This is a genomic window from Pseudomonas sp. MONT-RG-20F-20-E-7-02 (assembly GCF_022662395.1).
GTDB lineage: Bacteria > Pseudomonadota > Gammaproteobacteria > Pseudomonadales > Pseudomonadaceae > Aquipseudomonas.
Map to the genome: position 1 here is coordinate 1 of NZ_JAKNQN010000016.1, position 23,865 is coordinate 23,865.

21 protein-coding genes are annotated in these 23,865 nt (G+C 60.0%); 16 read left to right on the top strand and 5 right to left on the bottom strand.

Annotated elements, in window-relative coordinates; genetic code table 11:
• Nucleotides 1–128: 128 nt before the first annotated feature.
• Nucleotides 129–731 carry a peroxiredoxin gene (locus tag L8I05_RS28095; protein WP_003172097.1) on the bottom strand — a complete coding sequence of 201 codons (603 nt, stop codon included), beginning with the start codon at nt 729–731 and terminating at the stop codon, nt 129–131.
• 243 nt (nt 732–974) lie between these two features.
• Between L8I05_RS28095 and L8I05_RS28100 the strand changes: the two genes are divergently transcribed.
• A complete protein-coding gene (locus tag L8I05_RS28100) occupies nt 975–1,193 on the top strand; it encodes a bacterioferritin-associated ferredoxin (protein WP_010564137.1) in 219 nt (72 codons plus the stop codon).
• A gap of 201 nt (nt 1,194–1,394) precedes the next feature.
• Complete coding sequence (gene bfr, locus L8I05_RS28105) at nt 1,395–1,865, top strand: bacterioferritin (protein WP_053133448.1); 471 nt, start codon at nt 1,395–1,397, stop codon at nt 1,863–1,865.
• 143 nt (nt 1,866–2,008) lie between these two features.
• On the opposite strand, the gene grxD is transcribed toward bfr, so the two are convergent.
• Together grxD and L8I05_RS28115 are read right to left on the bottom strand one after the other, a co-directional pair.
• Nucleotides 2,009–2,347, bottom strand: coding sequence for a Grx4 family monothiol glutaredoxin (grxD, locus tag L8I05_RS28110; RefSeq protein WP_106577269.1), 339 nt, complete (start codon nt 2,345–2,347; stop codon nt 2,009–2,011).
• Nucleotides 2,348–2,431: 84 nt separating this feature from the next.
• The gene (locus L8I05_RS28115) at nt 2,432–4,540 is read right to left on the bottom strand and encodes a molybdopterin oxidoreductase family protein (protein ID WP_242176126.1); all 2,109 of its coding nucleotides are present in this window, start codon (nt 4,538–4,540) and stop codon (nt 2,432–2,434) included.
• Between the two features lie 433 nt (nt 4,541–4,973).
• Between L8I05_RS28115 and argF the strand changes: the two genes are divergently transcribed.
• Complete coding sequence (argF, locus tag L8I05_RS28120; protein ID WP_242176134.1) at nt 4,974–5,894, top strand: ornithine carbamoyltransferase; 921 nt, start codon at nt 4,974–4,976, stop codon at nt 5,892–5,894.
• Nucleotides 5,891–7,000, top strand: coding sequence for an ABC transporter ATP-binding protein (locus L8I05_RS28125; RefSeq protein WP_242176136.1), 1,110 nt, complete (start codon nt 5,891–5,893; stop codon nt 6,998–7,000). Before argF ends, L8I05_RS28125 begins: the two co-directional genes overlap by 4 nt.
• A gap of 141 nt (nt 7,001–7,141) precedes the next feature.
• On the opposite strand, the gene ybaK is transcribed toward L8I05_RS28125, so the two are convergent.
• Nucleotides 7,142–7,612: a Cys-tRNA(Pro) deacylase gene (gene ybaK / locus L8I05_RS28130; RefSeq protein WP_242176146.1), complete on the bottom strand. Its 471-nt coding sequence runs from the start codon at nt 7,610–7,612 to the stop codon at nt 7,142–7,144.
• 326 nt (nt 7,613–7,938) lie between these two features.
• On the opposite strand from ybaK, the gene L8I05_RS28135 reads away from it, so the two are divergent.
• The 4 genes from L8I05_RS28135 (at nt 7,939) to glpD (ending at nt 13,022) form a co-directional block, all read left to right on the top strand.
• Nucleotides 7,939–8,793 carry an MIP/aquaporin family protein gene (locus L8I05_RS28135; RefSeq protein ID WP_159954492.1) on the top strand — a complete coding sequence of 285 codons (855 nt, stop codon included), beginning with the start codon at nt 7,939–7,941 and terminating at the stop codon, nt 8,791–8,793.
• A gap of 81 nt (nt 8,794–8,874) precedes the next feature.
• Nucleotides 8,875–10,380, top strand: a complete 1,506-nt coding sequence (gene glpK, locus L8I05_RS28140) for a glycerol kinase GlpK (RefSeq protein ID WP_177016335.1) — start codon at nt 8,875–8,877, stop codon at nt 10,378–10,380.
• 95 nt (nt 10,381–10,475) lie between these two features.
• Complete coding sequence (locus L8I05_RS28145; RefSeq protein ID WP_010212755.1) at nt 10,476–11,231, top strand: DeoR/GlpR family transcriptional regulator; 756 nt, start codon at nt 10,476–10,478, stop codon at nt 11,229–11,231.
• A 252-nt stretch (nt 11,232–11,483) separates the two neighbouring features.
• On the top strand, nt 11,484–13,022 hold the full coding sequence (glpD, locus tag L8I05_RS28150) for a glycerol-3-phosphate dehydrogenase (protein ID WP_242176154.1): 1,539 nt from the start codon (nt 11,484–11,486) through the stop codon (nt 13,020–13,022).
• Nucleotides 13,023–13,068: 46 nt separating this feature from the next.
• Here glpD and L8I05_RS28155 read toward each other — a convergent pair whose 3' ends face one another.
• Nucleotides 13,069–13,794, bottom strand: coding sequence for a tetratricopeptide repeat protein (locus tag L8I05_RS28155; protein ID WP_242176163.1), 726 nt, complete (start codon nt 13,792–13,794; stop codon nt 13,069–13,071).
• Between the two features lie 125 nt (nt 13,795–13,919).
• Between L8I05_RS28155 and L8I05_RS28160 the strand changes: the two genes are divergently transcribed.
• From L8I05_RS28160 to L8I05_RS28195, 8 genes are all read left to right on the top strand, one after another.
• Nucleotides 13,920–16,241, top strand: a complete 2,322-nt coding sequence (locus L8I05_RS28160; protein ID WP_242176172.1) for a TonB-dependent siderophore receptor — start codon at nt 13,920–13,922, stop codon at nt 16,239–16,241.
• Nucleotides 16,242–16,656: 415 nt separating this feature from the next.
• Nucleotides 16,657–17,583, top strand: a complete 927-nt coding sequence (locus tag L8I05_RS28165) for a glutamate/aspartate ABC transporter substrate-binding protein (protein ID WP_065928902.1) — start codon at nt 16,657–16,659, stop codon at nt 17,581–17,583.
• 194 nt (nt 17,584–17,777) lie between these two features.
• Nucleotides 17,778–18,524: an amino acid ABC transporter permease gene (locus L8I05_RS28170; protein ID WP_159954486.1), complete on the top strand. Its 747-nt coding sequence runs from the start codon at nt 17,778–17,780 to the stop codon at nt 18,522–18,524.
• Entirely contained in the window at nt 18,524–19,195 is a 672-nt protein-coding gene (locus tag L8I05_RS28175) for an ABC transporter permease subunit (protein ID WP_053254637.1), read from the top strand. Before L8I05_RS28170 ends, L8I05_RS28175 begins: the two co-directional genes overlap by 1 nt.
• Nucleotides 19,192–19,926: an amino acid ABC transporter ATP-binding protein gene (locus tag L8I05_RS28180; protein WP_007916729.1), complete on the top strand. Its 735-nt coding sequence runs from the start codon at nt 19,192–19,194 to the stop codon at nt 19,924–19,926. The genes L8I05_RS28175 and L8I05_RS28180 overlap by 4 nt, the downstream gene beginning before the upstream one ends.
• A 224-nt stretch (nt 19,927–20,150) precedes the next feature.
• Entirely contained in the window at nt 20,151–22,052 is a 1,902-nt protein-coding gene (locus L8I05_RS28185; protein ID WP_242176174.1) for a sensor histidine kinase, read from the top strand.
• Nucleotides 22,049–23,398, top strand: a complete 1,350-nt coding sequence (locus L8I05_RS28190; protein ID WP_277931955.1) for a sigma-54 dependent transcriptional regulator — start codon at nt 22,049–22,051, stop codon at nt 23,396–23,398. Before L8I05_RS28185 ends, L8I05_RS28190 begins: the two co-directional genes overlap by 4 nt.
• Nucleotides 23,398–23,736, top strand: a complete 339-nt coding sequence (locus tag L8I05_RS28195) for a GlpM family protein (protein WP_159954482.1) — start codon at nt 23,398–23,400, stop codon at nt 23,734–23,736. The genes L8I05_RS28190 and L8I05_RS28195 overlap by 1 nt, the downstream gene beginning before the upstream one ends.
• Nucleotides 23,737–23,865 lie beyond the last annotated feature (129 nt).

The window sequence follows — 23,865 nt, forward strand, 5'->3', positions numbered from 1 at the left end:
CGCTCGCCACAACATACCCACTCGCCACAACAGCCCTCCAGCCACTGAACATCAGTCGCCACAGGGTCATTTCCCGCGCATAAAAAAACCGGCCTTCTCAGGCCGGTTTTTTTTGCGTCGAACGTGGCTTACAGCTTGCCGGCGTTCTCGGTCAGGTAAGCCGCAACGCCTTCTGGCGAAGCGTTCATGCCTTTGTCGCCTTTTTTCCAGTTGGCAGGACACACTTCGCCGTGCTCTTCGTGGAATTGCAGGGCGTCGACCAGACGGATCAGCTCTTCCATGTTACGGCCCAGCGGCAGGTCGTTGATGATCTGCGAGCGCACAACGCCCTTGTCGTCGATCAGGAACGCGCCACGGAACGCCACGCCACCTTCGGACTCAACGTCGTAGGCCTTGGCGATGTCGTGCTTCATGTCGGCAGCCATGGTGTATTTGACTTTGCCGATGCCGCCATCATTGATAGCGGTGTTGCGCCAGGCGTTGTGGGTGAAATGGGAGTCGATGGAAACGGCTACCACTTCAACGTTGCGCGCCTTGAAATCGTCCATGCGGTGGTCCAGAGCGATCAGCTCGGACGGGCAGACGAAGGTGAAGTCCAGCGGGTAGAAGAACACCAGGCCGTATTTGCCTTTGATGGCTTCAGACAGTTTGAAGCTGTCTACGATTTCGCCATTGCCGAGGACGGCAGGTACGTCGAAATCCGGGGCTTGTTTGCCGACGAGTACGCTCATTGGGTATCTCCTGATGTAAGGGTGACGATTGAAGTAAAAGGACCGGCCCAAGTCTGGCGCAGCTAAGCGACAGCCCTGTGACGCAGTCACGCTTCGTGAAGACCGACCATCATACACTGAAAAAACCGTTCGTCAGTGAGGGCGCAGTGCCAGCGAATACCCTACGAATCTACTTTGACAATCATTCTCGTTAACATTAAGATCCATCGCACTTAAGCCTTAAACCCGCGATGGTTCTCCCTTATGTATGTCTGCCTCTGCACTGGCGTCACCGACGGACAAATCCGCGAAGCAATCTATGAAGGTTGCTGCAGCTACAAGGAAGTACGTGAAACCACCGGCGTTGCCAGCCAGTGCGGTAAATGTGCCTGCCTCGCCAAGCAAGTGGTACGGGAAACCCTGACGCAGCTGCAAACAGCCCAGGCCGCGCTCCCCTACTCAGCAGAATTTACACACGCTTAATCAGGCGGGTTTTGAAGAACCGGACTTAGTGTCCGGTTTTTTTATGCCCGTAATTCAATTAGTTAGCGCCAAGACGCGGAACACAAACATTCTTATTCCGATTAATTTTCATTTATTATTCAATAACTTAGGTTTGACACTAGGGATTTCGCCGCTCAAACTCCGCCGTATATACAGCTATTACAGGGCAGGACCCCAGTCATGAAAGGCGACATCTCAGTCATCCAGCAACTCAACAAAATCCTTGCCAATGAACTGGTCGCGATCAATCAGTACTTTCTGCATGCGCGCATGTATGACGATTGGGGCCTGGAAAAGCTCGGCAAGCGTGAATACAAAGAGTCCATCAAGGCCATGAAGGACGCAGATGCGCTGATCAAGCGCATCCTGTTCCTGGAAGGCCTGCCGAACGTGCAGGACCTGGGCAAGCTGAACATCGGCGAGCACACCCAGGAAATGATCAGCAGTGACCTCGGCTTTGAACGCAAGAGCCACAGCGACATCAAGGCCGCCATCGCTCACTGCGAAACCAAGGGTGACTTCGGTAGCCGTGAACTGCTGGAAGATATCCTGGAAGACCAGGAAGAACATATCGACTGGCTGGAAACCCAATTGGGCCTGATCGATAAAGTCAGCCTGGAGAACTACCTGCAATCGCAGATGGGTGAATAAGCGCTGAAGATCGTTCCCACGTTCTGCGCAGGGTGACGCAGAGCGCCACAGGATGCGTTCCCACGCGGAGCGTGGGAACGATCAATTAGCCACAAAAAAGCCCCGCTCTCTTTCGAGACGCGGGGCTTTTTATTGCATGCACATTACGCGTCAGTCTTGGCTGCCGCGTTGGCTGCTGCTTCTTTGATCAGAGCCTGCAGCGAACCATCAGCCGCCATCTCGGTGATGATGTCGCTACCGCCGACCAGCTCACCGGCTACCCACAGTTGTGGGAAGGTTGGCCAGTTGGCGTACTTCGGCAGGTTGGCGCGGATTTCAGGGTTTTGCAGGATATCCACGTAGGCGAACTTCTCGCCGCACTGCATGATGGCCTGGGAAGCCTTCGCGGAGAAACCGCACTGAGGAGCGTTCGGGGCGCCCTTCATGTAAAGCAGAATGGTGTTGTTGGCAATCTGCTCTTTGATCGTTTCGATGATATCCATGGAACACCTCGGCTGGAACTTTGCGACTCACAGGTCGGCACGGTGGCGCATTGTAACGCAAAATTCCAGCGCGGTGCTCAGGCCTTATGCGGCGGCCACCTGCACCGGCACGCCGTTGAGTGCGGCGTTTCCAGACAATTCATCCAGTTGCCGCTCGTCGGTCAGGTCGTTGGCGCTCGCCCCCGGCTGGCCGCTGGCGATGCTCATCTGCACACCCGGGCGGCCATGGCCCCAGCCATGGGGCAGACTGACCACACCGGGCATCATGTCCAGGCTGGCCACCACTTCCACTTCGATCATGCCGATGCGCGAACTCACCCGCACCCGCTGGCCGTCGCTCAACTGTCGGCGGCTGAGGTCATCAGGGTGCATATGCAGCTGGTGGCGCGGCTTGCCTTTCACCAGGCGGTGATAGTTATGCATCCACGAATTATTACTGCGCACATGGCGACGGCCGATCAGCAGCAGTTCATCCGCCACCGGCACTGGCTGCGAGGCGAACCGCGCCAAGTCCGCCAGAATCACTGCCGGCGCCGCCTGCACCTGGCCGCTGGCGGTTTTCAAGCGTGCGCCAAGGTTGGGCTTGAGCGGCCCCAAGTCCACGCCATGCGGATGGTCCGCCAGCATGGCCACCGACAATTTGTGCTCGGAGGCATCACCGTAAGCCCCGGCACGCAACCCGAAGTCGATCATCTGCGCCGGTGCCATGGTCGGTTTAAGCGCCACGCCCGTCTGCGCCGCAAAGGCCTCGGCCAAGCCGACAAAAATTTCCCAGTCATGCAACGCGCCGGCAGGCTTGGGCAGGATCGCGCGATTGAAGCGGGTGACGTTACGCACAGCAAACATATTGAACGTGGTGTCGTAATGATCGTTTTCCAGCGCCGATGTCGACGGCAGAATCAGGTCGGCGTAACGCGTGGTCTCGTTGATGTACAGGTCGATGCTGAGCATGAACTCCAAGCCATCCAGCGCCTGCTCCAGCTGGCGACCATTGGGCGTCGACAATACGGGGTTGCCGGCCACGGTCACCAAGGCACGGATTTGCCCTTCGCCCTCGGTGAGCATTTCTTCGGCCAGCGCCGAGACCGGCAACTCGCCGCCATATTCCGGGCGCCCGGACACACGGCTCTGCCAGCGGTTGAAATGCCCGCCGCCGGTCGAGGCCACAAGGTCCACCGCCGGGCTGGTGCACAACGCACCGCCAACCCGGTCGAGGTTGCCAGTCACCAGGTTGATCAGTTGCACCAGCCAGTGACACAAGGTGCCAAACGCCTGGGTCGACACGCCCATGCGGCCATAACACACCGCTTTGTCCGCCGCCGCGAAGTCACGCGCCAATTGGCGGATCTGCTCGGCAGGCACCGCACATTGGCGGCTCATGGCTTCAGCGGTAAACCCGGCAATGGCGTGGCGCACGTCGTCGAGGCCTTCAACCGGCAAATGGCTGTCGCGCGTCAGCTGCTCGGTAAACAGTGTATTGAGTACGCCGAACAGCAGCGACGCGTCGCCGCCAGGCCGCACAAACAGATGCTGGTCGGCAATCGCCGCCGTCTCGCTGCGCCGAGGGTCGACCACCACCACTTTGCCGCCGCGTGCCTGAATGGCCTTGAGGCGTTTTTCCACATCGGGCACGGTCATGATGCTGCCGTTGGAGGCCAGTGGGTTGCCGCCCAATATCAGCATGAAGTCGGTGTGATCAATATCCGGAATCGGCAACAACAGGCCGTGGCCGTACATCAAGTGGCTGGTGAGGTGATGGGGCAGTTGGTCCACCGAGGTCGCGGAAAACCGATTGCGCGTCTTCAACTGGCCGAGGAAGTAGTTGCTGTGAGTCATCAACCCATAGTTGTGCACGCTGGGGTTGCCCTGATACACCGCCACCGCGTTTTGCCCATGCCGGGCCTGGATACCGGCCAGCCGCTCGGCGACCAGCTTGAACGCCTCGTCCCACGCGATCGGCTGCCATTCGCTGCCCACTCGCAACATGGGCTGGTGCAAACGGTCGGGGTCGTTCTGGATGTCCTGCAGCGCCACGGCCTTGGGGCAGATATGCCCACGGCTGAAGGTGTCCAGCGGGTCGCCCTTGATCGAGGTGATCGCCAGGCTGCCGTCGTCGGCTTGGGTGGTTTCCAGGGTCAGGCCACAGATGGCTTCACACAGATGGCAGGCACGGTGATGGAGAGTCTTGGTCATGGCCAGTCTCTTATTAGGGCTTTGGCTTCACTATGGGCCGCGACCGGCGCAGGCACCAGCAACGTCAGTGCTGTGAATCGGCAAGCATTAGGCCAGGCCATGGCTAAACGTGAGCAAATGTTTCAGAACCCTGCCCGCCACGGCTAAAACCGACACAGCCTGGCCCGGAGCCGCCCCCACACATTGCAAAAGGTCTCGGCGCCAGTGTACAAATGGGCCGCTGCTGTCAGGAATCAGTCTTCAAAAGCGTCTCGGCGCCCTTCTTGAACACCCTTAAAAACCGTAGCCCTATTGGTAAGACGCGACATTTAATTATAAGATCGCGCCTTCCCCTATTTCGTCGCCCCGTGCGGCTTTCGCCGCAGGTCTCGCCCGTTGTCACAATAAACAAGGCTTTGAGTATCTGCGGTCTGTTGCAAAAAGGTAGTTAATGATGAGCGCAAGGCACTTTCTCTCCCTGATGGATTGCACGCCCGAAGAGCTGGTCAGCGTGATCCGTCGAGGCATTGAGCTTAAAGACCTGCGTAACCGCGGCGTACTGTTCGAGCCTTTGAAAAACCGTGTGCTCGGGATGATTTTCGAGAAGTCTTCGACCCGCACCCGCGTGTCGTTCGAAGCCGGCATGATTCAGCTGGGTGGCCAGGCCATCTTCCTGTCCTCGCGCGATACCCAACTGGGCCGTGGCGAGACGATTGCCGACAGCGCCATCGTGATGTCGAGCATGCTCGATGCGGTGATGATCCGTACCTTTGCCCACAGCACCGTGACCGAATTTTCCGCCAACTCCCGCGTACCGGTGATCAACGGCCTGTCCGATGACCTGCACCCGTGCCAGTTGCTGGCCGACATGCAAACCTTCCTCGAGCACCGCGGTTCGATCCAGGGCAAAACCGTGGCCTGGATCGGCGACGGTAACAACATGTGCAACAGCTATATAGAAGCGGCGATCCAGTTCGACTTCCACCTGCGCATCGCGTGCCCCGAAGGCTATGAGCCGGATGCGCGCTTCCTGGAGCAGGCCGGCAGTCGCGTGACCCTGGTGCGCGACCCACGTGATGCCGTGCTTGGCGCCCATCTGGTCAGCACCGATGTCTGGACCTCCATGGGCCAGGAAGAAGAAACCGCCAAGCGCCTGGCCCTGTTCGCGCCGTTCCAGGTAACCCGCGCGTTGCTCGACCTGGCCGCGCCGGATGTGCTGTTCATGCACTGCCTGCCAGCCCACCGTGGCGAAGAAATCAGCCTCGACCTGCTCGACGATAAGCGCTCGGTCGCCTGGGACCAGGCCGAAAACCGCTTGCACGCGCAAAAGGCGCTGCTCGAATTCCTCGTCCAGCCTTCGTACCGCCACGCATGAGCCAGCCGTTACTGCTGAACCTGCGCAATCTGGCATGCGGCTATCAAGATCAACGGGTGGTGCAGAACCTCAACCTGCACCTTAACGCCGGTGACATCGGCTGCCTGCTCGGCTCATCCGGCTGCGGCAAAACCACCACCTTGCGTGCGATTGCCGGGTTCGAACCCGTGCACGAGGGTGAAATCAGCCTGGCCGGCGAAGTGATTTCCAGCGCCGGGTTCACCCTCGCGCCGGAGAAACGTCGGATCGGCATGGTGTTCCAGGACTACGCGCTGTTTCCGCATTTGAGCGTGGCCGACAACATCGCCTTTGGCATCCGCAAGCACCCGCAAAAAGACCGCGTGGTCGCCGAGTTGCTGGAACTGGTCAACCTGAAGAACCTCGGCAAGCGGTTCCCCCACGAGCTTTCCGGCGGCCAGCAACAACGCGTCGCCCTCGCCCGCGCCCTGGCGCCGGAGCCACAACTGCTGCTGCTGGATGAACCGTTCTCCAACCTCGACGGCGAACTGCGGCGCAAGCTCAGCCACGAAGTACGTGAGATTCTCAAGGCGCGTGGCACCAGTGCGATTCTGGTGACCCATGATCAGGAAGAAGCCTTCGCAGTAAGCGATCAGGTGGGCGTATTCAAGGAAGGCCGCCTGGAACAATGGGACACGCCTTACAACCTCTATCACGAACCGCAGACGCCGTATGTCGCCAGCTTTATCGGCCAGGGCTACTTTATCCGTGGCCAAATGCGTTCACCGGAATCGGTCAGCACCGAACTGGGTGACCTGCGCGGCAATCGCGCCTACACCTGGCCTGCGGGCGGCGCGGTGGATGTATTACTGCGCCCGGATGACATCGTCTATGCGCCGGACAGTGCATTGAAAGCGCGGATCGTCGGCAAGACCTTCCTCGGTGCCTCGACGTTGTACCGCCTGCAACTGCCGACCGGGGCACAGCTGGAGTCGATTTTCCCCAGCCATGCTGATCATCAGGTCGGTGCGGATGTGGGGATTCGGGTGGCGGCTGAGCATTTGGTGTTGTTTCAGGCGTCTGGCAGCACCGCCGCGCAGATTCCTCAGGTTGAATCTGGTGTGCGCCGCTACAGCCCCGCGCACTAAGCAACTGATGAAACCGGGTAAAAATGTGGGAGCTGGCTTGCCTGCGATGCAAACACCTCGGTCTATCAGACAGACCACAGTGATGCCATCGCAGGCAAGCCAGCTCCCACATTGGATCTTTAGCGCATTCAGAAGTGAGTTTCAGGCCCGGCCAATCGGCGCAAATTTAGCCTGAGTATGCTCAGCCAGCACCGCCGCCGACAGCTCAACCTCCAACCCCCTCCTCCCGGCACTAACAAAAATCGTCTCAAACGGCTGCGCCGTCACATCGATAAAAGTGCGCAGCCGCTTTTTCTGCCCCAACGGGCTGATGCCACCCAGCAAGTAACCGGTAGAGCGCTGCGCCGCCGCCGGGTCGGCCATTTCGACTTTTTTTACCCCGGCCGCCTGCGCCAACGCCTTTAAATCCAGACTTCCGACGACCGGCACCACCGCCACCAACAATTCACCTTTCTCACTGCTGGCCAGCAAGGTCTTGAACACCCGGGCCGGGTCGAGCGCCAATTTCTCCGCGGCCTCCAGGCCATAGGACGCCGCCTTGGGATCATGTTCGTAACTGTGGATGTGATGTTCGGCGCGAACTTTTTTCAACAGGTCCAGTGCGGGGGTCATGACTATTCCGGGCGTGGAAAACAGAGGGTCAATTCTAGGCCAAGGCCATGCAAAACGCTCTAGTGCGCCACTCCTGAAATGAGTATTGGCGGGGGCAAGCGTGATCATTCATCAGACTAATAGTTTGAAAATGACCAATGGTTCACTTTCGACCTTTGACAGCCGTCATTCTTGTCTATATTTTTTCGTTTCCGAATACTGTAGGAATAGAGCTGCAGTACTCCAGCAGTAAGCCATGGTTTGGATGGGGATCCTCGCCACGGTGAAAATCGCGCAACAGCCCGTTGAGGCCGCGCGCCAAACAAGAACAACAATCGAGGTCTTCCATGACAACTGCTCTTCAACAGCCTTCACTTTCGAGCCAATGCATGGCCGAGTTCCTGGGGACTGCGCTTCTGATCTTCTTCGGTACAGGATGTGTCGCTGCGCTCAAGGTCGCGGGTGCCAGCTTTGGGTTGTGGGAAATCAGTATCATCTGGGGGATCGGCGTGAGTATGGCGATCTACCTGAGCGCCGGTATTTCCGGGGCTCACCTCAATCCGGCGGTGAGTATCGCGCTGTGCATATTTGCCGATTTCGAAAAGCGCAAACTGCCCTTCTACATCCTCGCGCAGGTTGCGGGCGCCTTCTGCGCGGCCGCCTTGGTGTACACGCTGTACAGCAATCTTTTTTTCGATTACGAACAAACCCACCACATGGTACGCGGCTCCCAGGCCAGCCTGGAGTTGGCGTCGGTGTTCTCCACTTACCCGCACGCCCTGTTGAGCACGGCCCAGGCGTTTCTGGTGGAAATGGTCATCACCGCCATCTTGATGGGCGTGATCATGGCCCTCACCGATGACAACAATGGCCTGCCACGCGGCCCGTTGGCGCCGCTGCTGATCGGCCTGCTGATCGCGGTGATTGGCAGCGCCATGGGCCCGTTGACCGGCTTTGCGATGAACCCGGCGCGGGATTTCGGGCCCAAGCTGATGACCTTTTTCGCCGGCTGGGGTGAAATAGCCTTTACTGGCGGTCGCGATATTCCCTACTTCCTGATTCCGATTTTCGCGCCGATTGTCGGCGCCTGTCTCGGTGCTGCGGCCTATCGCGGGCTGATTGCCCGTCATCTGCCGAGCGCCGCACCTGCTATAGATGAAACACCTGACACGGCTGTCAACGGCAAGACGCGTATTTCCTGATAGCGCCGGCCTGGTCCGCACTGCCCCTTTGTGGCCCAGGCTGATTCCTTACTTCCTTATTTTCCGTCTAAGGCAATCGACATGACCGACATTCAGAATAAGAACTACATCATTGCCCTTGATCAGGGCACCACCAGTTCGCGGGCGATCATCTTTGATCGTGACGCCAACGTGGTCTGCACCGCCCAGCGCGAATTCACTCAGCACTACCCGCAAGCCGGCTGGGTTGAACATGACCCGATGGAAATCTTCGCCACGCAAAGCGCGGTGATGGTCGAGGCCCTGGCACAAGCCGGCCTGCACCATGACCAAGTCGCCGCCATCGGTATCACCAACCAGCGTGAAACCACCGTGGTCTGGGACAAGGTCACCGGCCGCCCGATCTATAACGCCATCGTCTGGCAGTGCCGCCGCAGCACCGAGATCTGCCAGCAGCTCAAGCGCGACGGCCACGAGCAATACATCAATGACACCACCGGCCTGGTCACCGACCCGTACTTCTCCGGCACCAAGCTCAAGTGGATCCTCGATAACGTCGAAGGCAGCCGCGAGCGTGCGCGCAACGGTGAACTGCTGTTCGGCACCATCGACAGCTGGCTGATCTGGAAATTTACCGGCGGCAAAACCCACGTCACCGACTACACCAACGCCTCGCGCACCATGCTCTTCAACATCCACACCCTGGAGTGGGATGCGAAGATGCTGGAGATTCTCGACGTGCCGCGCGAAATGCTGCCGGAAGTGAAGTCCTCTTCGGAAATCTACGGCCGCACCAAAAGCGGCATCGCCATCGGCGGCATCGCTGGCGACCAACAAGCCGCCCTGTTCGGCCAGATGTGCGTGGAAGCCGGCCAGGCCAAGAACACCTATGGCACCGGTTGCTTCCTGCTGATGAACACCGGCGACAAGGCGGTGAAATCCAAGCACGGCATGCTCACCACCATCGCCTGCGGCCCACGCGGCGAAGTGGCTTACGCCCTGGAAGGCGCGGTGTTCAACGGTGGTTCCACCGTGCAATGGCTGCGTGACGAGTTGAAGATCATCGCCGACGCCACCGACACCGAATACTTCGCCGGCAAGGTCAAGGACAGCAACGGCGTGTACCTGGTGCCGGCCTTCACCGGCCTGGGCGCTCCGTACTGGGACCCGTATGCGCGTGGCGCACTGTTCGGCCTGACCCGTGGCGTACGCGTGGATCACATTATTCGTGCAGCCCTGGAGTCGATTGCCTACCAGACCCGCGACGTTTTGGACGCGATGCAACAGGACTCGGGCGAACGCCTCAAAGCCCTGCGCGTAGACGGCGGTGCGGTGGCCAACAACTTCCTGATGCAGTTCCAGGCCGACATCCTCGGCACCCAGGTCGAACGCCCGCAAATGCGCGAGACCACCGCACTGGGCGCGGCTTATCTGGCAGGCCTGGCCTGTGGCTTCTGGGGCAGCCTGGACGAGTTGCGCGGCAAGGCGGTGATCGAGCGCGAATTCGAACCTGCGCTGGACGAAGCCGCCAAAGAGAAACTCTACGCCGGCTGGCAAAAAGCGGTAAGCCGCACCCGCGACTGGGAACCGCACGAAGGCGCTGAATAAGCCAAGCGCCGGACCGATAGAGGGTTGTAACTGGCAGGGAGCAGATTCCTGCGTCATCATGGGCCACTTTTGTATGGCAGCCCAAAGGACGCCCCATGAATCTGCCTCCCCGCCAACAACAAATCCTCGAACTGGTCCGCGAACGCGGTTATGTCAGTATCGAGGAGATGGCGCAGCTATTCGTTGTTACCCCGCAAACCATCCGCCGCGATATCAACCAACTGGCGGACGCTAATCTGCTGCGCCGCTACCACGGCGGCGCGGCCTATGACTCCAGTGTCGAAAACACCGCGTACGCCATGCGTGCCGACCAGATGCGTGATGAGAAACAACGCATCGGCGAAGCCATCGCCGCACAAATCCCCGATCATGCCTCGCTGTTTATCAACATCGGCACCACCACCGAGTCGATCGCGCGTGCGCTGCTGAATCACAATCACCTGAAAATCATCACCAACAACCTCAACGTCGCGACCATGCTCAGTGCCAAGGACGACTTCGATGTGTTGCTGACCGGCGGTAACGTGCGCCGTGATGGCGGTGTGGTGGGTCAGGCGAGTGTCGATTTCATCAACCAGTTCAAGGTCGACTTTGCTTTGGTGGGCATCAGCGGCATCGATGAAGACGGCAGTTTGCTCGACTTTGACTACCAGGAAGTACGGGTTTCCCAGGCGATTATCGCCAATGCGCGCCAGGTGATATTGGCGGCGGACTCAAGCAAATTCGGGCGTAACGCCATGATTCGCTTGGGGCCGATCAGTCTGGTCGACTGTTTGGTGACTGATCAACAGCCGGTGCCGGCGTTGGTGCAGTTGTTGAATCAGCACAAGGTTCGGCTGGAAGTGGTTTAACTCTCTCTCGTTCCCATGCTCCGCGTGGGAATGCATCAAAGGACGCTCTGCGTCCGCTGTGACGCAGAGCGTCACGGGCTGAATTCCCACGCGGAGCGTGGGAACTATCTGTTCACAAATTTTCCTTTCTGGCCCCTTCGATGAGTTTTTTCAATCGAAGTCGGGTGGCTGTGCGCGCGTTTATCAGCTACCATTTTCGCAAATGAACATTAATGTTCGAATTCCAAGACGAAAAATTCGCGAGGCCAGCCGATGAACCCTTCCACCTTGCCTGCTCCACCGCTTGCCGAAGTCTATGACGTTGCCGTAATCGGCGGCGGGATCAATGGCGTCGGCATTGCAGCAGATGCAGCCGGTCGCGGTTTGTCGGTATTCCTTTGCGAAAAGGATGACTTGGCCAGCCACACCTCCTCCGCCAGCAGCAAGCTGATCCACGGCGGCCTGCGCTACCTCGAACATTACGAATTCCGCCTGGTGCGCGAAGCCCTGGCCGAGCGTGAAGTGCTGTTGGCCAAGGCCCCGCACATCGTCAAACAGATGCGCTTTGTGCTGCCCCATCGCCCGCACCTGCGCCCCGCGTGGATGATCCGCGCCGGCCTGTTCTTGTACGACCACTTGGGCAAGCGCGAAAAGCTCGCCGGCTCGAAAAGCCTCAAGTTCGGCCCTGACAGCCCGCTGAAAAGCGAAATCACCAAAGGCTTCGAATACTCCGATTGCTGGGTCGACGACGCCCGCCTGGTAGTACTGAACGCCATGGCGGCGCGCGAAAAAGGCGCGCATATCCACACCCAGACCCGTTGCGTCAGCGCGCACCGCAGCAACGGCATGTGGGAAATGAACATGGAACGCGCCGATGGCAGCCTGTTCTCGATTCGTGCCCGAGCGCTGGTGAATGCGGCAGGCCCATGGGTCGCCAAATTCATCAAGGAAGACCTGAAGCTGGATTCGCCGTACGGCATCCGCCTGATCCAGGGTAGCCACCTGATCGTGCCGAAACTGTACGAAGGCGCCCACGCGCACATTCTGCAGAACGAAGACGGGCGTATCGTCTTCACCATTCCGTACCTGAACCACCTGACCATCATCGGCACCACCGACCGCGAATACACCGGCGACCCGGCCGCCGTTGCGATTACCGAAGGCGAAACCGACTACATGCTGAAAGTGGTGAATGCCCACTTCAAGAAGCAGTTGAGCCGCGACGATATCGTGCACACCTATTCCGGCGTGCGCCCGCTTTGCAATGACGAATCAGATAACCCATCGGCCATCACCCGCGACTACACCCTGTCGCTGTCTGGCGGCACCGGCGAGGCGCCGATCCTGTCGGTGTTCGGCGGCAAGCTGACCACCTACCGCAAACTCGCCGAGTCGGCGATGGCCCAGCTGGCGCCGTACTTCACGCAGATGCGCCCAAGCTGGACGGCCACGGCCAGCCTGCCAGGCGGCGAGAACATGAGCACGCCAGAAGCGTTGGCCGAGGCGATTCGCGCCAAGTTCGACTGGGTGCCGAGCGAGATCGCCCGTCGCTGGTCCACCACCTACGGCAGCCGCACCTGGCGCTTGCTGGAAGGCGTGCAATCGCTGGCCGACCTGGGCGACCACTTGGGTGGCGGCCTGTACACCCGCGAAGTCGATTACCTGTGTGCCGAAGAATGGGTGACGCAACCGCAGGACGTGCTGTGGCGCCGTACCAAACTGGGCCTGTTCACCACGCCGGAAGAGCAGGACAACGTGCAGCGTTACCTGTCCAAGGTTGAACACAACCGCGCAAAAATTGAAGCGGCCTGACAGGCCGTTTTGAAGAGCCCCTGCACCGAAAGGTCCAGGGGCTTTTTTATGCCTCGAGCGCCTGGCGCTGATAACGCAGGCCCATTTCGCGAATCGCGCTGAAAGCCGAGCCCAACAACACCGGGTAAGCCGCCTGCAGAAAACCCGGCGTCGCGGTTGTCAGGGCGCGCTCAAGCCATACGCAGGCTTGGGCCTCATCGCCCGCTTCCACCAGCTCGGCGGCATGGTTGTATTGCCCGCGAAAATCCCCGGCCTCAGCCGAACGCTGATACCACTGCCGCGCCACTTGCACATCCTTGGGCACCACCACGCCCTCGTGGTGAAAGCGCCCCAGCAGGTTCATCGACTTGGCATGCCCTTTTGCGGCAGCCTGACCGAACAGTTCATACGCGGCGAGAAGGTCGCGCTCCACACCGCGCCCGCGCGTCAGCAGTTGGCCGTAGTTGTACAAACCCCAATCCAAACCCAGGTCGGCGGCTTGCCGGTAATGCCGGGCGCACTCGGCCAGATCGATTTCACAGCCCCAGCCATTCTCCAGGCAGCGTCCGATCATGTTGATCGCCATCGGGTGGCGTTGCTGCGCGGCAATGCGGAACCAGCTCAACGCCAGCGGCTGATCCTGCTGGATGCCACGGCCGTCGAGCAACAGCTGGGCCAGCGTCGCTTGCGCGTCGGCATCGCCCAGTTGTGCGGCATGCATGACCCAGCGCGCATAGGCGCGCGGGTTGTCGCCGATTTCAGACGCATCACTGCCTGATTGCCCACCTTGCATGCCTGCCCCACATGGCGATCCAGGACCGCGATAAATTTCATGAATTATTTCGTTACAAACTATTACATTTGAGATCCTTTATCAATTACGATCACATCTCACTTTCACTCACACGAGAATATTCAATGGCTACCGGGATCAGTTCTGCCCCCCTTTCATCGCGGCATATGCTCGCGTCGGCGGTGGGTTTGGCAGTGGCTGCGCAAGGAGGATTCAGTTATGCAGCGCAGACTGCAGACGACGGCACAGGTGTGATTCAACTCGGCGCGACCAGCATTGAAGGTCAGGCGCCCAGCCAGAGCACTTACAACCCTGTGGCGCCTTCGTCCCCTAAATACACCGAAGCCCTGCGCGACACGCCGCAGACGATCACGGTGGTGCCCAAGGAAGTCATTCACGACCAGAACCTGCTGACCCTGCGCGACGTGCTCAGCACCGTGCCAGGCATCACCTTTGGTGCCGGCGAAGGCGGCAGCGGTTATGGCGACAGCATCAACCTGCGCGGTTTCTCCGCCAGTGGCGACATCTACGTCGACGGCGTGCGCGACAGCGCGCAATACAGCCGCACCGACCCGTTCAACCTCGAACAGGTCGAAGTCGTCAGCGGCGCAAGCTCGGTGTATTCGGGCTCCGGCGCGGTCGGCGGCACCATCAACCTGGTGAGCAAGCAGCCAGAACTGCGCGACAAAACCACCATCAGTGCCGGCATCGGCACCGATAACTACAAGCGCACCACCCTGGACACCAACCAGACCCTCAACGACACCACCGCATTCCGCTTGAACCTGATGGCCCATGGTAACGACGTGCCCGGCCGCGATTATGAAGATTACTCGCGCTGGGGCATTGCGCCCTCCATCGCCTTTGGCCTGGGTACGCCGACCCGTGTCACCGTCAGTTATGAACACCAGAAAGACGACAACACGCCGCAATACGGCATCCCCATCTACAACGGCAAGCCGATGCCGGGCGTGGGTTGGAGCGACTACTACGGCTACCACAACGTCAATGACCAGAAAATCACCTCGGACGCGTTCAGCCTGAAGCTCGAACACGACTTCAACGACGCCGTATCCGTGCGCAACTTCACCCGCGTCGAACGCGTGCGCCAGGACCTGCGCGCCTCCGGCCCCGAAGGCGCCCAGGCGGGCTGCCTGGCCACCGGCACCCAGATCACCGGCGCGCCTTGCGCCGCCGGCCTCAAGCCGGGCTATTTCCAGCCAAGCGGCGGCTCGCTGGGTAACGAGCGCAACACCCAGAACAAAATGTTCACCAACCAGACCGACGTGACTAGCCACTTCAGCACAGGCTTTATCGACCACACGCTGGTGACCGGCATCGCCATCAGCCGTGAGGAATACGAGGCGGACACCGGCAAATGGCTGACCAACAGCAACGGCAGCACCATCTTGCCGCCACCGGTCAGTTTCAGCGACCCCAACTCCGAGTGGACAGGCCCCGTCAACTTCACCCGTGCCGCCCACGTCGACGGTGCACTGAACAACCGCGCCGCCTACGCCTTCGACACGCTCAAGCTCAACCCGCAATGGGAAATCAACGGCGGCGTGCGTTACGAGCACAACGCCGGCAGTTCGGTGACCAATGCCTATTCGAGCACCGGCGTCGAAACGCCTGGTGTGCGCTACGGCCAAGCGGATGACTTGACGTCCTACCGCCTCGCGCTGGTGTACAAGCCGGTGGAAAACGGCAGCTTCTACATCGCTTATGGCAACAGCAAGACGCCGTCCCAGGCCAGCGTCAACGGTGGCTGCTTCACCCCGGCGAAATCCTCAGGCACGTCCACCAACAACTGCAACGTTGCCCCGGAAACCGCGGTCAGCTATGAGATCGGCACCAAGTGGGACTTCCTCGACAATGCCCTGTCGGTCACTGGTGCGATCTTCCGCAATGACCGCACCAACTACAAAGTCGCCGACCCTGACCCCACCAACCTGAGCGGCACGCAATCGCTGGACGGTAAAGCCCGTGCGGACGGCGTGGCACTCGGCCTCAGCGGTGCGATCACGGACAAGTGGAAGGTCTTCGCCAACTACACCTACCTGGACACCCGCGTCTTGCGCAGCGCCAGCGATTTCACCCTGGCCAACACCGGGTTTGACGCGCAGAAAGGCGAGCCGCTGCCGTTTACGCCCAAACATGCGGCCAGCCTGTGGACCGTGTACGACCTGCCCTACGATTTCCAGGTGGGCTACGGCATCACCGCGCAATCCAAGCAATACCTGGTCAGCGCCGCCGGGGCACCAACCGCGCCGGGCTATGCGGTGCAGCGCGCGATGCTCGGTTACAAGGTCAACAAGCAGTTGAACCTGCAGTTGAACGTCAACAACCTGTTCGACAAGCAATACCTGACCCGCATCCGTAACAACGGCTGGGCGGTGCCGGGTGATGGGCGTGCGGCGGTTGTGTCGGCTGACTACACGTTCTGATTGGTGGGAGCTGGCTTGCCTGCGCCCACATTGATCGTTCCCCACGCTCCGCGTGGGAATGCATCCAGTGACGCTCCGCGTCACGCCTTTAAGGGCAGGACGCAAAGCGTCCAGGGCGGCATTCCCACGCGGAGCGTGGGAACGATCAATCACATCACAGAGTATTCGGTTTTCCGAACGACATACCCCGGACCATTCGGTTTGCCGGATCCCACCCTTACAAATTCCCCGCAACAAAAACTTAATATCCTTATAAATCAGCTATATATCCATTTATTTCGGGTATGGCACGACTCATGCTCTACACTCCCTGACGATTGCCTGCGACGCTTCAGGAGCCGTCATGGGCATTCGCTGTACAAAAGAGAGCCGTCTAGCCGGCTTCATAAAAAAAACAAATGTCGAGGAAGTATTGATGCGCATCGTTCCCCATATCCTGGGCGCAGCTATCGCTGCTGCTCTGATCAGCACTCCAGTTTTCGCCGCCGAACTCACCGGCACACTGAAGAAAATCAACGACTCCGGCACCATCACTCTCGCTCACCGCGACAGCTCCATTCCGTTTTCCTACATCGCGGATGGCTCGGGCAAACCCGTGGGCTACTCCCACGACGTTCAGTTGGCTGTTGTTGAAGCCCTGAAAAAAGACCTGAACAAACCCGATCTGAAAACCAAGTACAACCTGGTTACCTCGCAAACCCGTATCCCGCTGATCCAGAACGGCACTGCGGACCTCGAGTGCGGTTCGACCACCAACAACGCCGAGCGCGCCCAGCAAGTTGATTTCACCGTCAACATCTTCGAAATCGGCACCCGTCTGCTGGTCAAGAAAGACAAGGATGGCAAGCCGTCCTACGCTGACTTTGCCGACCTGAAAGGCAAAAACGTAGTGACCACCGCCGGCACCACGTCCGAACGCATCATCAAAGCGATGAACGCCGACAAGCAGATGGGCATGAACGTCATCTCCGCCAAGGACCACGGCGAATCCTTCCAGATGCTGGAAAGCGGCCGCGCCGTTGCCTTCATGATGGACGACGCCCTGCTGGCCGGCGAAGAAGCCAAGGCCAAGAAGCCGGACGACTGGGTCATCACCGGCACTCCGCAGTCCTTCGAAGCCTACGCGTGCATGGTGCGTAAAGACGACCCAGCCTTCAAGAAAGCCGTGGATGACGCCATTGTCGCCCTGTACAAATCCGGCGAAATCAACAAGATCTACAGCAAATGGTTCGAGAGCCCGATCCCACCAAAAGGCCTGAACCTGAACTTCCCGATGAGCGAAAAGGTTAAGGAGCTGATCGCTAACCCAAGCGACAAGCCAGCGCCTGACGTAAAAATCTGATACCTGACTAAGCTTATGTCCTGAGGGGGCCAACGTTCCCTCAGGCGTCTGTTACTACCTGCGGGCTTTAATTTGGAACACTCGACCTGGCGGTTTTCGAGCCGATCGCGTGTGCCTGGCGTTCAACGTCAGGCGGGAAAGGATCTTCCCCAAGCGGGTGCTTGTACATCGATCGATCTCGAGGGGAGACCCTAATGAATTACAACTGGGACTGGGGCGTGTTCTTCAAGTCCACCGGCGTTGGCAGCGAGACTTATCTCGACTGGTACATCGCCGGTTTGGGCTGGACCATCGCCATCGCTGTCGTGGCATGGATTATCGCCTTGTTGCTTGGCTCCATTCTGGGGGTCATGCGTACCGTGCCAAACCGCATCGTATCGGGCATCGCGACCTGCTACGTGGAACTGTTTCGTAACGTGCCGCTGCTGGTTCAGCTGTTCATATGGTATTTCCTGATACCCGACCTGCTGCCGCAAAACCTGCAGGACTGGTACAAACAGGACCTCAACCCGACCACCTCGGCTTACCTGAGCGTTGTCGTGTGCCTGGGCCTGTTTACCGCCGCCCGTGTGTGTGAGCAAGTGCGCACCGGCATCCAGGCGCTGCCGCGTGGCCAGGAAGCCGCCGCGCGTGCCATGGGCTTCAAGCTGCCGCAGATCTACTGGAACGTGCTGCTGCCCCAGGCCTACCGCATCATCATTCCGCCGCTCACCTCGGAATTCCTCAACGTGTTCAAGAACTCCTCCGTGGCGTCCTTGATCGGCCTGATGGAATTGCTGGCGCAAACCAAACAGACCGCCGAGTTCTCGGCCAACCTGTTTGAAGCCTTCACCCTGGCCACGCTGATCTACTTCACCCTGAACATGAGCCTGATGTTGCTGATGCGCCTGGTTGAGAAGAAAGTCGCGGTGCCCGGCCTGATCTCCGTGGGGGGTAAATAATGGACTTCGATTTCAGCGGCATCATCCCCGCCATCCCTGGCCTGTGGAACGGCATGGTCATGACCTTGCAGTTGATGGTCATGGGCGTGATCGGCGGCATCGCGTTGGGTACGGTCCTGGCGCTGATGCGCCTGTCGTCCAACAAACTGCTGTCGCGCCTGGCCGGCGCCTATGTGAACTACTTCCGCTCGATCCCACTGCTGCTGGTGATCACCTGGTTCTACCTGGCGGTGCCGTTCGTGCTGCGCTGGATCACCGGTGAAGACACGCCGATCGGTGCGTTCACCTCCTGCGTCGTGGCCTTCATGATGTTCGAAGCCGCGTACTTCTGTGAAATCGTGCGGGCCGGCGTGCAGTCGATTCCCAAGGGCCAGATGGGGGCCGCCCAAGCGATGGGCATGACCTATGGCCAGACCATGCGTCTGATCATCCTGCCCCAGGCGTTCCGCAAGATGACCCCGTTGCTGCTGCAACAGTCGATCATCCTGTTCCAGGACACCTCGCTGGTCTACACCGTGGGCCTGGTGGACTTCCTCAACTCCGCCCGCTCCAACGGCGACATCATTGGCCGCTCCAATGAGTTCCTGATCTTCGCCGGTGTCGTCTACTTCATCATCAGCTTTTCCGCCTCGCTGCTGGTCAAGCGTCTGCAAAAAAGGTTTGCCGTATGATCTCTATCAAGAACATCAACAAGTGGTATGGCGACTTCCAGGTGCTGACCGATTGCAGCACCGAGGTTAAAAAAGGCGAAGTGATCGTGGTGTGCGGGCCGTCCGGCTCGGGTAAATCCACCCTGATCAAGTGCGTCAACGCACTGGAACCGTTCCAGAAAGGCGACATCGTGGTCGACGGCACCTCCATCGCCGACCCGAAGACCAACCTGCCGAAACTGCGTTCGCGCGTGGGCATGGTGTTCCAGCATTTCGAACTGTTCCCGCACCTGACCATCACCGAAAACCTGACCATCGCGCAGATCAAGGTGCTCGGCCGCAGCAAGGAAGAAGCCACCAAAAAAGGCCTGCAGCTGCTTGAACGCGTAGGCCTGTCGGCGCACGCCCACAAGCATCCGGGCCAGCTGTCCGGTGGCCAGCAACAACGTGTGGCGATTGCCCGCGCCCTGGCCATGGACCCGATCGTCATGCTGTTCGACGAACCGACCTCCGCCCTCGACCCGGAAATGGTCAACGAAGTGCTCGACGTGATGGTGCAACTGGCCCACGAAGGCATGACCATGATGTGCGTGACCCACGAAATGGGCTTTGCGCGCAAAGTGGCCGACCGCGTGATCTTCATGGACGCCGGCAAGATCATCGAAGACTGCCCGAAAGAGGAGTTCTTCGGCGACATCAGCGCCCGCTCCGAACGCGCGCAGCACTTCCTTGAGAAAATCCTGCAGCACTAAAAACAGCAGTGTTCTCCCTGCGAGAACCCGGCTAACGCAGGCACTGGCTCATGTGGGAGCTGGCTTGTGTGGGAGCTGGCTTGCCTGCGATGGCATCACCTCGGTGCCCCTGTGATACCGAGGCGTCTGCATCGCGGGCAAGCCCGGCTCCCACAAAAGCCAGGCCCCACACAAACAGGTCCATGCCAGGGCCGGCAAGCTCTGGTTGACCCAAGGCATCTGTGATGAAATGCGACCCCAACCAATTTCGCGCCGCACCGCCATCACTTGCCGTGAAACCACGCCTGATTCGCCAACTGTTCCTGCCGCCGTTGATCATCGCCCTGATGATCGGCTTGGGTTATATCGGCTTCTGGGTCAGTGAGTACTATGGCATCCGCACCCTCAGCGACAACGGCGAACGCCAGTTGGAGCTGCATGCGCGCACTGTCGAAAGCGAGCTGAGCAAATACACCTACCTGCCCAGCCTGCTGGAACTGGAGTCCAGCGTGTCCACGCTGCTGGCCGACCCCAACCAGGAAACCCGGCAGACGGTCAATGATTACCTTGAAGGCCTGAACCGACGCAGTCGCAGTCGGGCCATCTACGTGATGGACACCACCGGCCGCGTGCTGGCCACCAGTAACTGGCGCGATGCCGACAGTTACCAGGGTGAAGACCTGTCTTTCCGCGCCTATTTCCAGAATGCCGTACGTGGCCAGCCCGGGCGTTTCTACGGTATCGGCAGCACCAACGGCGAACCCGGCTACTACCTGGCCCATGGCCTGGAAGAGCACGGCAAAATCATTGGCGTCGCGGTAGTCAAAGTGCGCCTCGAAGCCCTTGAAGAACGCTGGCAGCGTGCACGCCTCGAAGCGTTTGTGAGCGACGAAAACGGCATCATCATCCTCTCCAGCGACCCGGCCCGCCGCCTTAAAGCTGTGCGCCCGCTGAGCGATGACACCAAGGAACGCCTGGCCCACAGCCTGCAATATTACTGGGCAACGCTGAACGAGCTGGAGCCCCTGGCCCGCGAGCGCCTGAACGAAGGCACTGAAAAACTGACCTTCCCGGCCAACAGTGAAGTGGTCAACGACGAGCACGAAGTCAGCTACCTCGCCCAAACCCGCCCGCTCAACGACACACCGTGGAATTTCACCCTGCTCACCCCACTCAACGACCTGCGCCGCGCGGCGATCAACCAAGGCATTCTGGTGGCCGTCGCGTTTGGCCTGGTCGCGTTTTTGCTGATCGCCTGGAACGAGCGGCGCAAGGTCATCGCCACCCGCCTCGCCGCGCGCGAAGCCCTGCAGGAAGCCAACAGCCAGCTGGAGCGTCGGATTGCCGAACGCACCGCCGACCTGCGCGCCAGCAATGAACGGCTCAAGGGCCAGATTCGCGAACGGCGCCAGGCCGAAGAGACCTTGCGCCACGCCCAGGATGAACTGGTGCAGGCCGGCAAGCTCGCCGCCATCGGCCAGATGTCCACCAGCATCGCGCATGAGTTGAACCAGCCGCTGGCAGCATTGCGCACACTGTCGGGCAACACCGTGCGGTTTCTTGAGCGTGGCGCCCTCGACACCGCCAGCGCCAACCTCAAGACCATCAACGAACTGATCGACCGCATGGGCCGCATCACCGCCAGCCTGCGCTCCTTTGCCCGGCGCGGTGATGACCAGGGCGAAGCCAACCTCGGCAAAGCCGTGGACGCGGCGTTCCAGGTGCTGGGCGCGCGCCTCGACGGGCTGCCGTTGACCGTGCACCGCAATTTCGCCAATGCTCAGTTGCAGATCGACCAGACACGCCTGGAGCAGATTCTGGTCAACCTGATCGGCAACGCCCTCGACGCCATGCAAGCACAGCCGGCACCCGAACTGTGGCTGGACGGCCACAGCAGCGAAGGCAAATACCGCCTGCACGTGCGCGATAACGGCCACGGCATCGACCCCGAAACCCGTAAACACCTATTCGAACCGTTCTTCACCACCAAACCCGGCGAACAGGGCCTGGGCCTGGGCCTGACCCTGTCCGCCAGCCTCGCCGCGGCCACCGGCGGCAACCTCGCCGTGGAACACCCGGCCAGTGGTGGTACGGCCTTTGTCTTGTGCCTGCCGTTGGTGGGCACTCAAAAAGCTGAGTCGACATGAATACAGACACTACAGCCGCAACGGACGCCCTGACCGTCCTGATCGTCGAAGACGACCCCCATGTGCTGCTCGGTTGCCAGCAAGCCCTGGCGCTGGAAGACATTCACAGCGTGGGCGTGGCCAGCGCCGAGGAAGCCCTCAAGCGCATCGGCGCGAACTTCGCCGGCATCGTCATCAGCGATATTCGCCTGCCGGGCATCGATGGCCTGGAGCTGTTGACCCGTCTCAAGGCGCTGGATAAAAGCCTGCCGGTGGTGCTGATTACCGGGCATGGCGATATCTCGATGGCCGTGGGTGCCATGCGCAATGGCGCCTACGACTTCATGGAAAAACCCTTTTCCCCCGAGCGCCTGGTCGACGTCGCGCGTCGCGCCCTGGAGCAACGCGGGCTGGCGCGGGAAGTCTGGTCGCTGCGCCGCCAGTTGGCCGAGCGCGACTCCCTGGAAGGCCGCATCATCGGGCGCTCGCCGGCCATGCAGAACCTGCGCGAATTGATCGCCAATGTGGCCGACACCTCGGCCAACGTGCTGATCGAAGGCGAGACCGGCACCGGCAAGGAACTGGTCGCGCGTTGCCTGCATGATTTCAGCCGTCGCCATTCCCATCAGTTCGTCGCCTTGAACTGCGGCGGCCTGCCGGAAAACCTGTTTGAAAGCGAGATCTTCGGCCACGAAGCCAACGCCTTTACCGGCGCCGGCAAGCGCCGTATCGGCAAGATCGAGCACGCCCACGAAGGCACGCTGTTCCTCGATGAAGTGGAAAGCATGCCGATCAACCTGCAGATCAAATTGCTGCGGGTGCTGCAGGAGCGCACCCTGGAACGCCTGGGTTCGAACCAGAGCGTGGCGGTGGATTGCCGGGTGATTGCCGCCACCAAGTCCGACCTCGACGAATTGAGCCGCGCCAGCCAATTTCGCAGCGACCTTTACTACCGCCTCAACGTGGTCACCCTGGAACTGCCGCCCCTGCGCGAACGGCGCGAGGACATCCTGCAGTTGTTCGAACATTTCCTGCTGCAGTCATCGCTACGCTTCGACCGCACCGCGCCGGAGCTGGACAACCAGACCGTGTCGACCCTGATGAGCCACGACTGGCCCGGCAACGTGCGTGAACTGCGCAACGTCGCCGAACGCTTTGCCTTGGGCCTGCCCGCCTTCAAGAAAAGCGGCAGCGGCAACGTCAACCATGGCCTGGCCTTTACCGAAGCGGTGGAAGCCTTCGAGCGCAACCTGCTCAACGACGCACTGCAACGCAGCGGCGGCAACCTGACCCAGGCCAGCCAGGAACTGGGAATGGCCAAAACCACGCTGTTCGACAAGGTCAAAAAATACGGGTTGAGCCACTGATGGATCTGTTCTTGAAGGCCGCCATTGGTGCGGCAGTGGTGTTGATCCTGGCGGCCCTGGCCAAGACCAAAAACTATTACATCGCAGGCTTGGTGCCGCTGTTTCCGACCTTTGCGCTGATTGCCCACTACATCGTCGGCAAGGGCCGTTCGGTGGACGATTTGAAGACCACGATCCTGTTCGGGATGTGGTCGATCATTCCGTATTTTGTGTACTTGGCGACGTTGTATGTGATGGTCGACCGCATGCGCCTGGAGGCATCGCTCGCCGTGGCGGCGGTGGCGTGGTTGATGGCCGCGACGGTATTAGTCAGCGTGTGGGTTCGCCTGCATAGCTGACCCACCAGGATAAAAAATGTGGGAGCTGGCTTGCCTGCGATAGCGGTGTATCAGCCAACTCATTTGGCACAGACAGACCGCTATCGCAGGCAAGCCAGCTCCCACATTTGGTTCAGCAGTGAGCCTGAT

Coding starts and splice junctions, on each gene's coding strand:
- L8I05_RS28195 (WP_159954482.1), top strand. CDS start 23,398: ATGGATCTGTTCTTGAAGGCCGCCATTGGTGCGGCAGTGGTGTTGATC.
- glpK (WP_177016335.1), top strand. CDS start 8,875: ATGACCGACATTCAGAATAAGAACTACATCATTGCCCTTGATCAGGGC.
- grxD (WP_106577269.1), bottom strand. CDS start 2,347: ATGGATATCATCGAAACGATCAAAGAGCAGATTGCCAACAACACCATT.
- L8I05_RS28155 (WP_242176163.1), bottom strand. CDS start 13,794: ATGCAAGGTGGGCAATCAGGCAGTGATGCGTCTGAAATCGGCGACAAC.
- L8I05_RS28100 (WP_010564137.1), top strand. CDS start 975: ATGTATGTCTGCCTCTGCACTGGCGTCACCGACGGACAAATCCGCGAA.
- L8I05_RS28135 (WP_159954492.1), top strand. CDS start 7,939: ATGACAACTGCTCTTCAACAGCCTTCACTTTCGAGCCAATGCATGGCC.
- L8I05_RS28170 (WP_159954486.1), top strand. CDS start 17,778: ATGAATTACAACTGGGACTGGGGCGTGTTCTTCAAGTCCACCGGCGTT.
- L8I05_RS28180 (WP_007916729.1), top strand. CDS start 19,192: ATGATCTCTATCAAGAACATCAACAAGTGGTATGGCGACTTCCAGGTG.
- L8I05_RS28115 (WP_242176126.1), bottom strand. CDS start 4,540: ATGACCAAGACTCTCCATCACCGTGCCTGCCATCTGTGTGAAGCCATC.
- ybaK (WP_242176146.1), bottom strand. CDS start 7,612: ATGACCCCCGCACTGGACCTGTTGAAAAAAGTTCGCGCCGAACATCAC.
- L8I05_RS28095 (WP_003172097.1), bottom strand. CDS start 731: ATGAGCGTACTCGTCGGCAAACAAGCCCCGGATTTCGACGTACCTGCC.
- bfr (WP_053133448.1), top strand. CDS start 1,395: ATGAAAGGCGACATCTCAGTCATCCAGCAACTCAACAAAATCCTTGCC.
- L8I05_RS28185 (WP_242176174.1), top strand. CDS start 20,151: ATGAAATGCGACCCCAACCAATTTCGCGCCGCACCGCCATCACTTGCC.
- L8I05_RS28175 (WP_053254637.1), top strand. CDS start 18,524: ATGGACTTCGATTTCAGCGGCATCATCCCCGCCATCCCTGGCCTGTGG.
- L8I05_RS28190 (WP_277931955.1), top strand. CDS start 22,049: ATGAATACAGACACTACAGCCGCAACGGACGCCCTGACCGTCCTGATC.
- L8I05_RS28160 (WP_242176172.1), top strand. CDS start 13,920: ATGGCTACCGGGATCAGTTCTGCCCCCCTTTCATCGCGGCATATGCTC.
- argF (WP_242176134.1), top strand. CDS start 4,974: ATGAGCGCAAGGCACTTTCTCTCCCTGATGGATTGCACGCCCGAAGAG.
- glpD (WP_242176154.1), top strand. CDS start 11,484: ATGAACCCTTCCACCTTGCCTGCTCCACCGCTTGCCGAAGTCTATGAC.
- L8I05_RS28165 (WP_065928902.1), top strand. CDS start 16,657: ATGCGCATCGTTCCCCATATCCTGGGCGCAGCTATCGCTGCTGCTCTG.
- L8I05_RS28145 (WP_010212755.1), top strand. CDS start 10,476: ATGAATCTGCCTCCCCGCCAACAACAAATCCTCGAACTGGTCCGCGAA.
- L8I05_RS28125 (WP_242176136.1), top strand. CDS start 5,891: ATGAGCCAGCCGTTACTGCTGAACCTGCGCAATCTGGCATGCGGCTAT.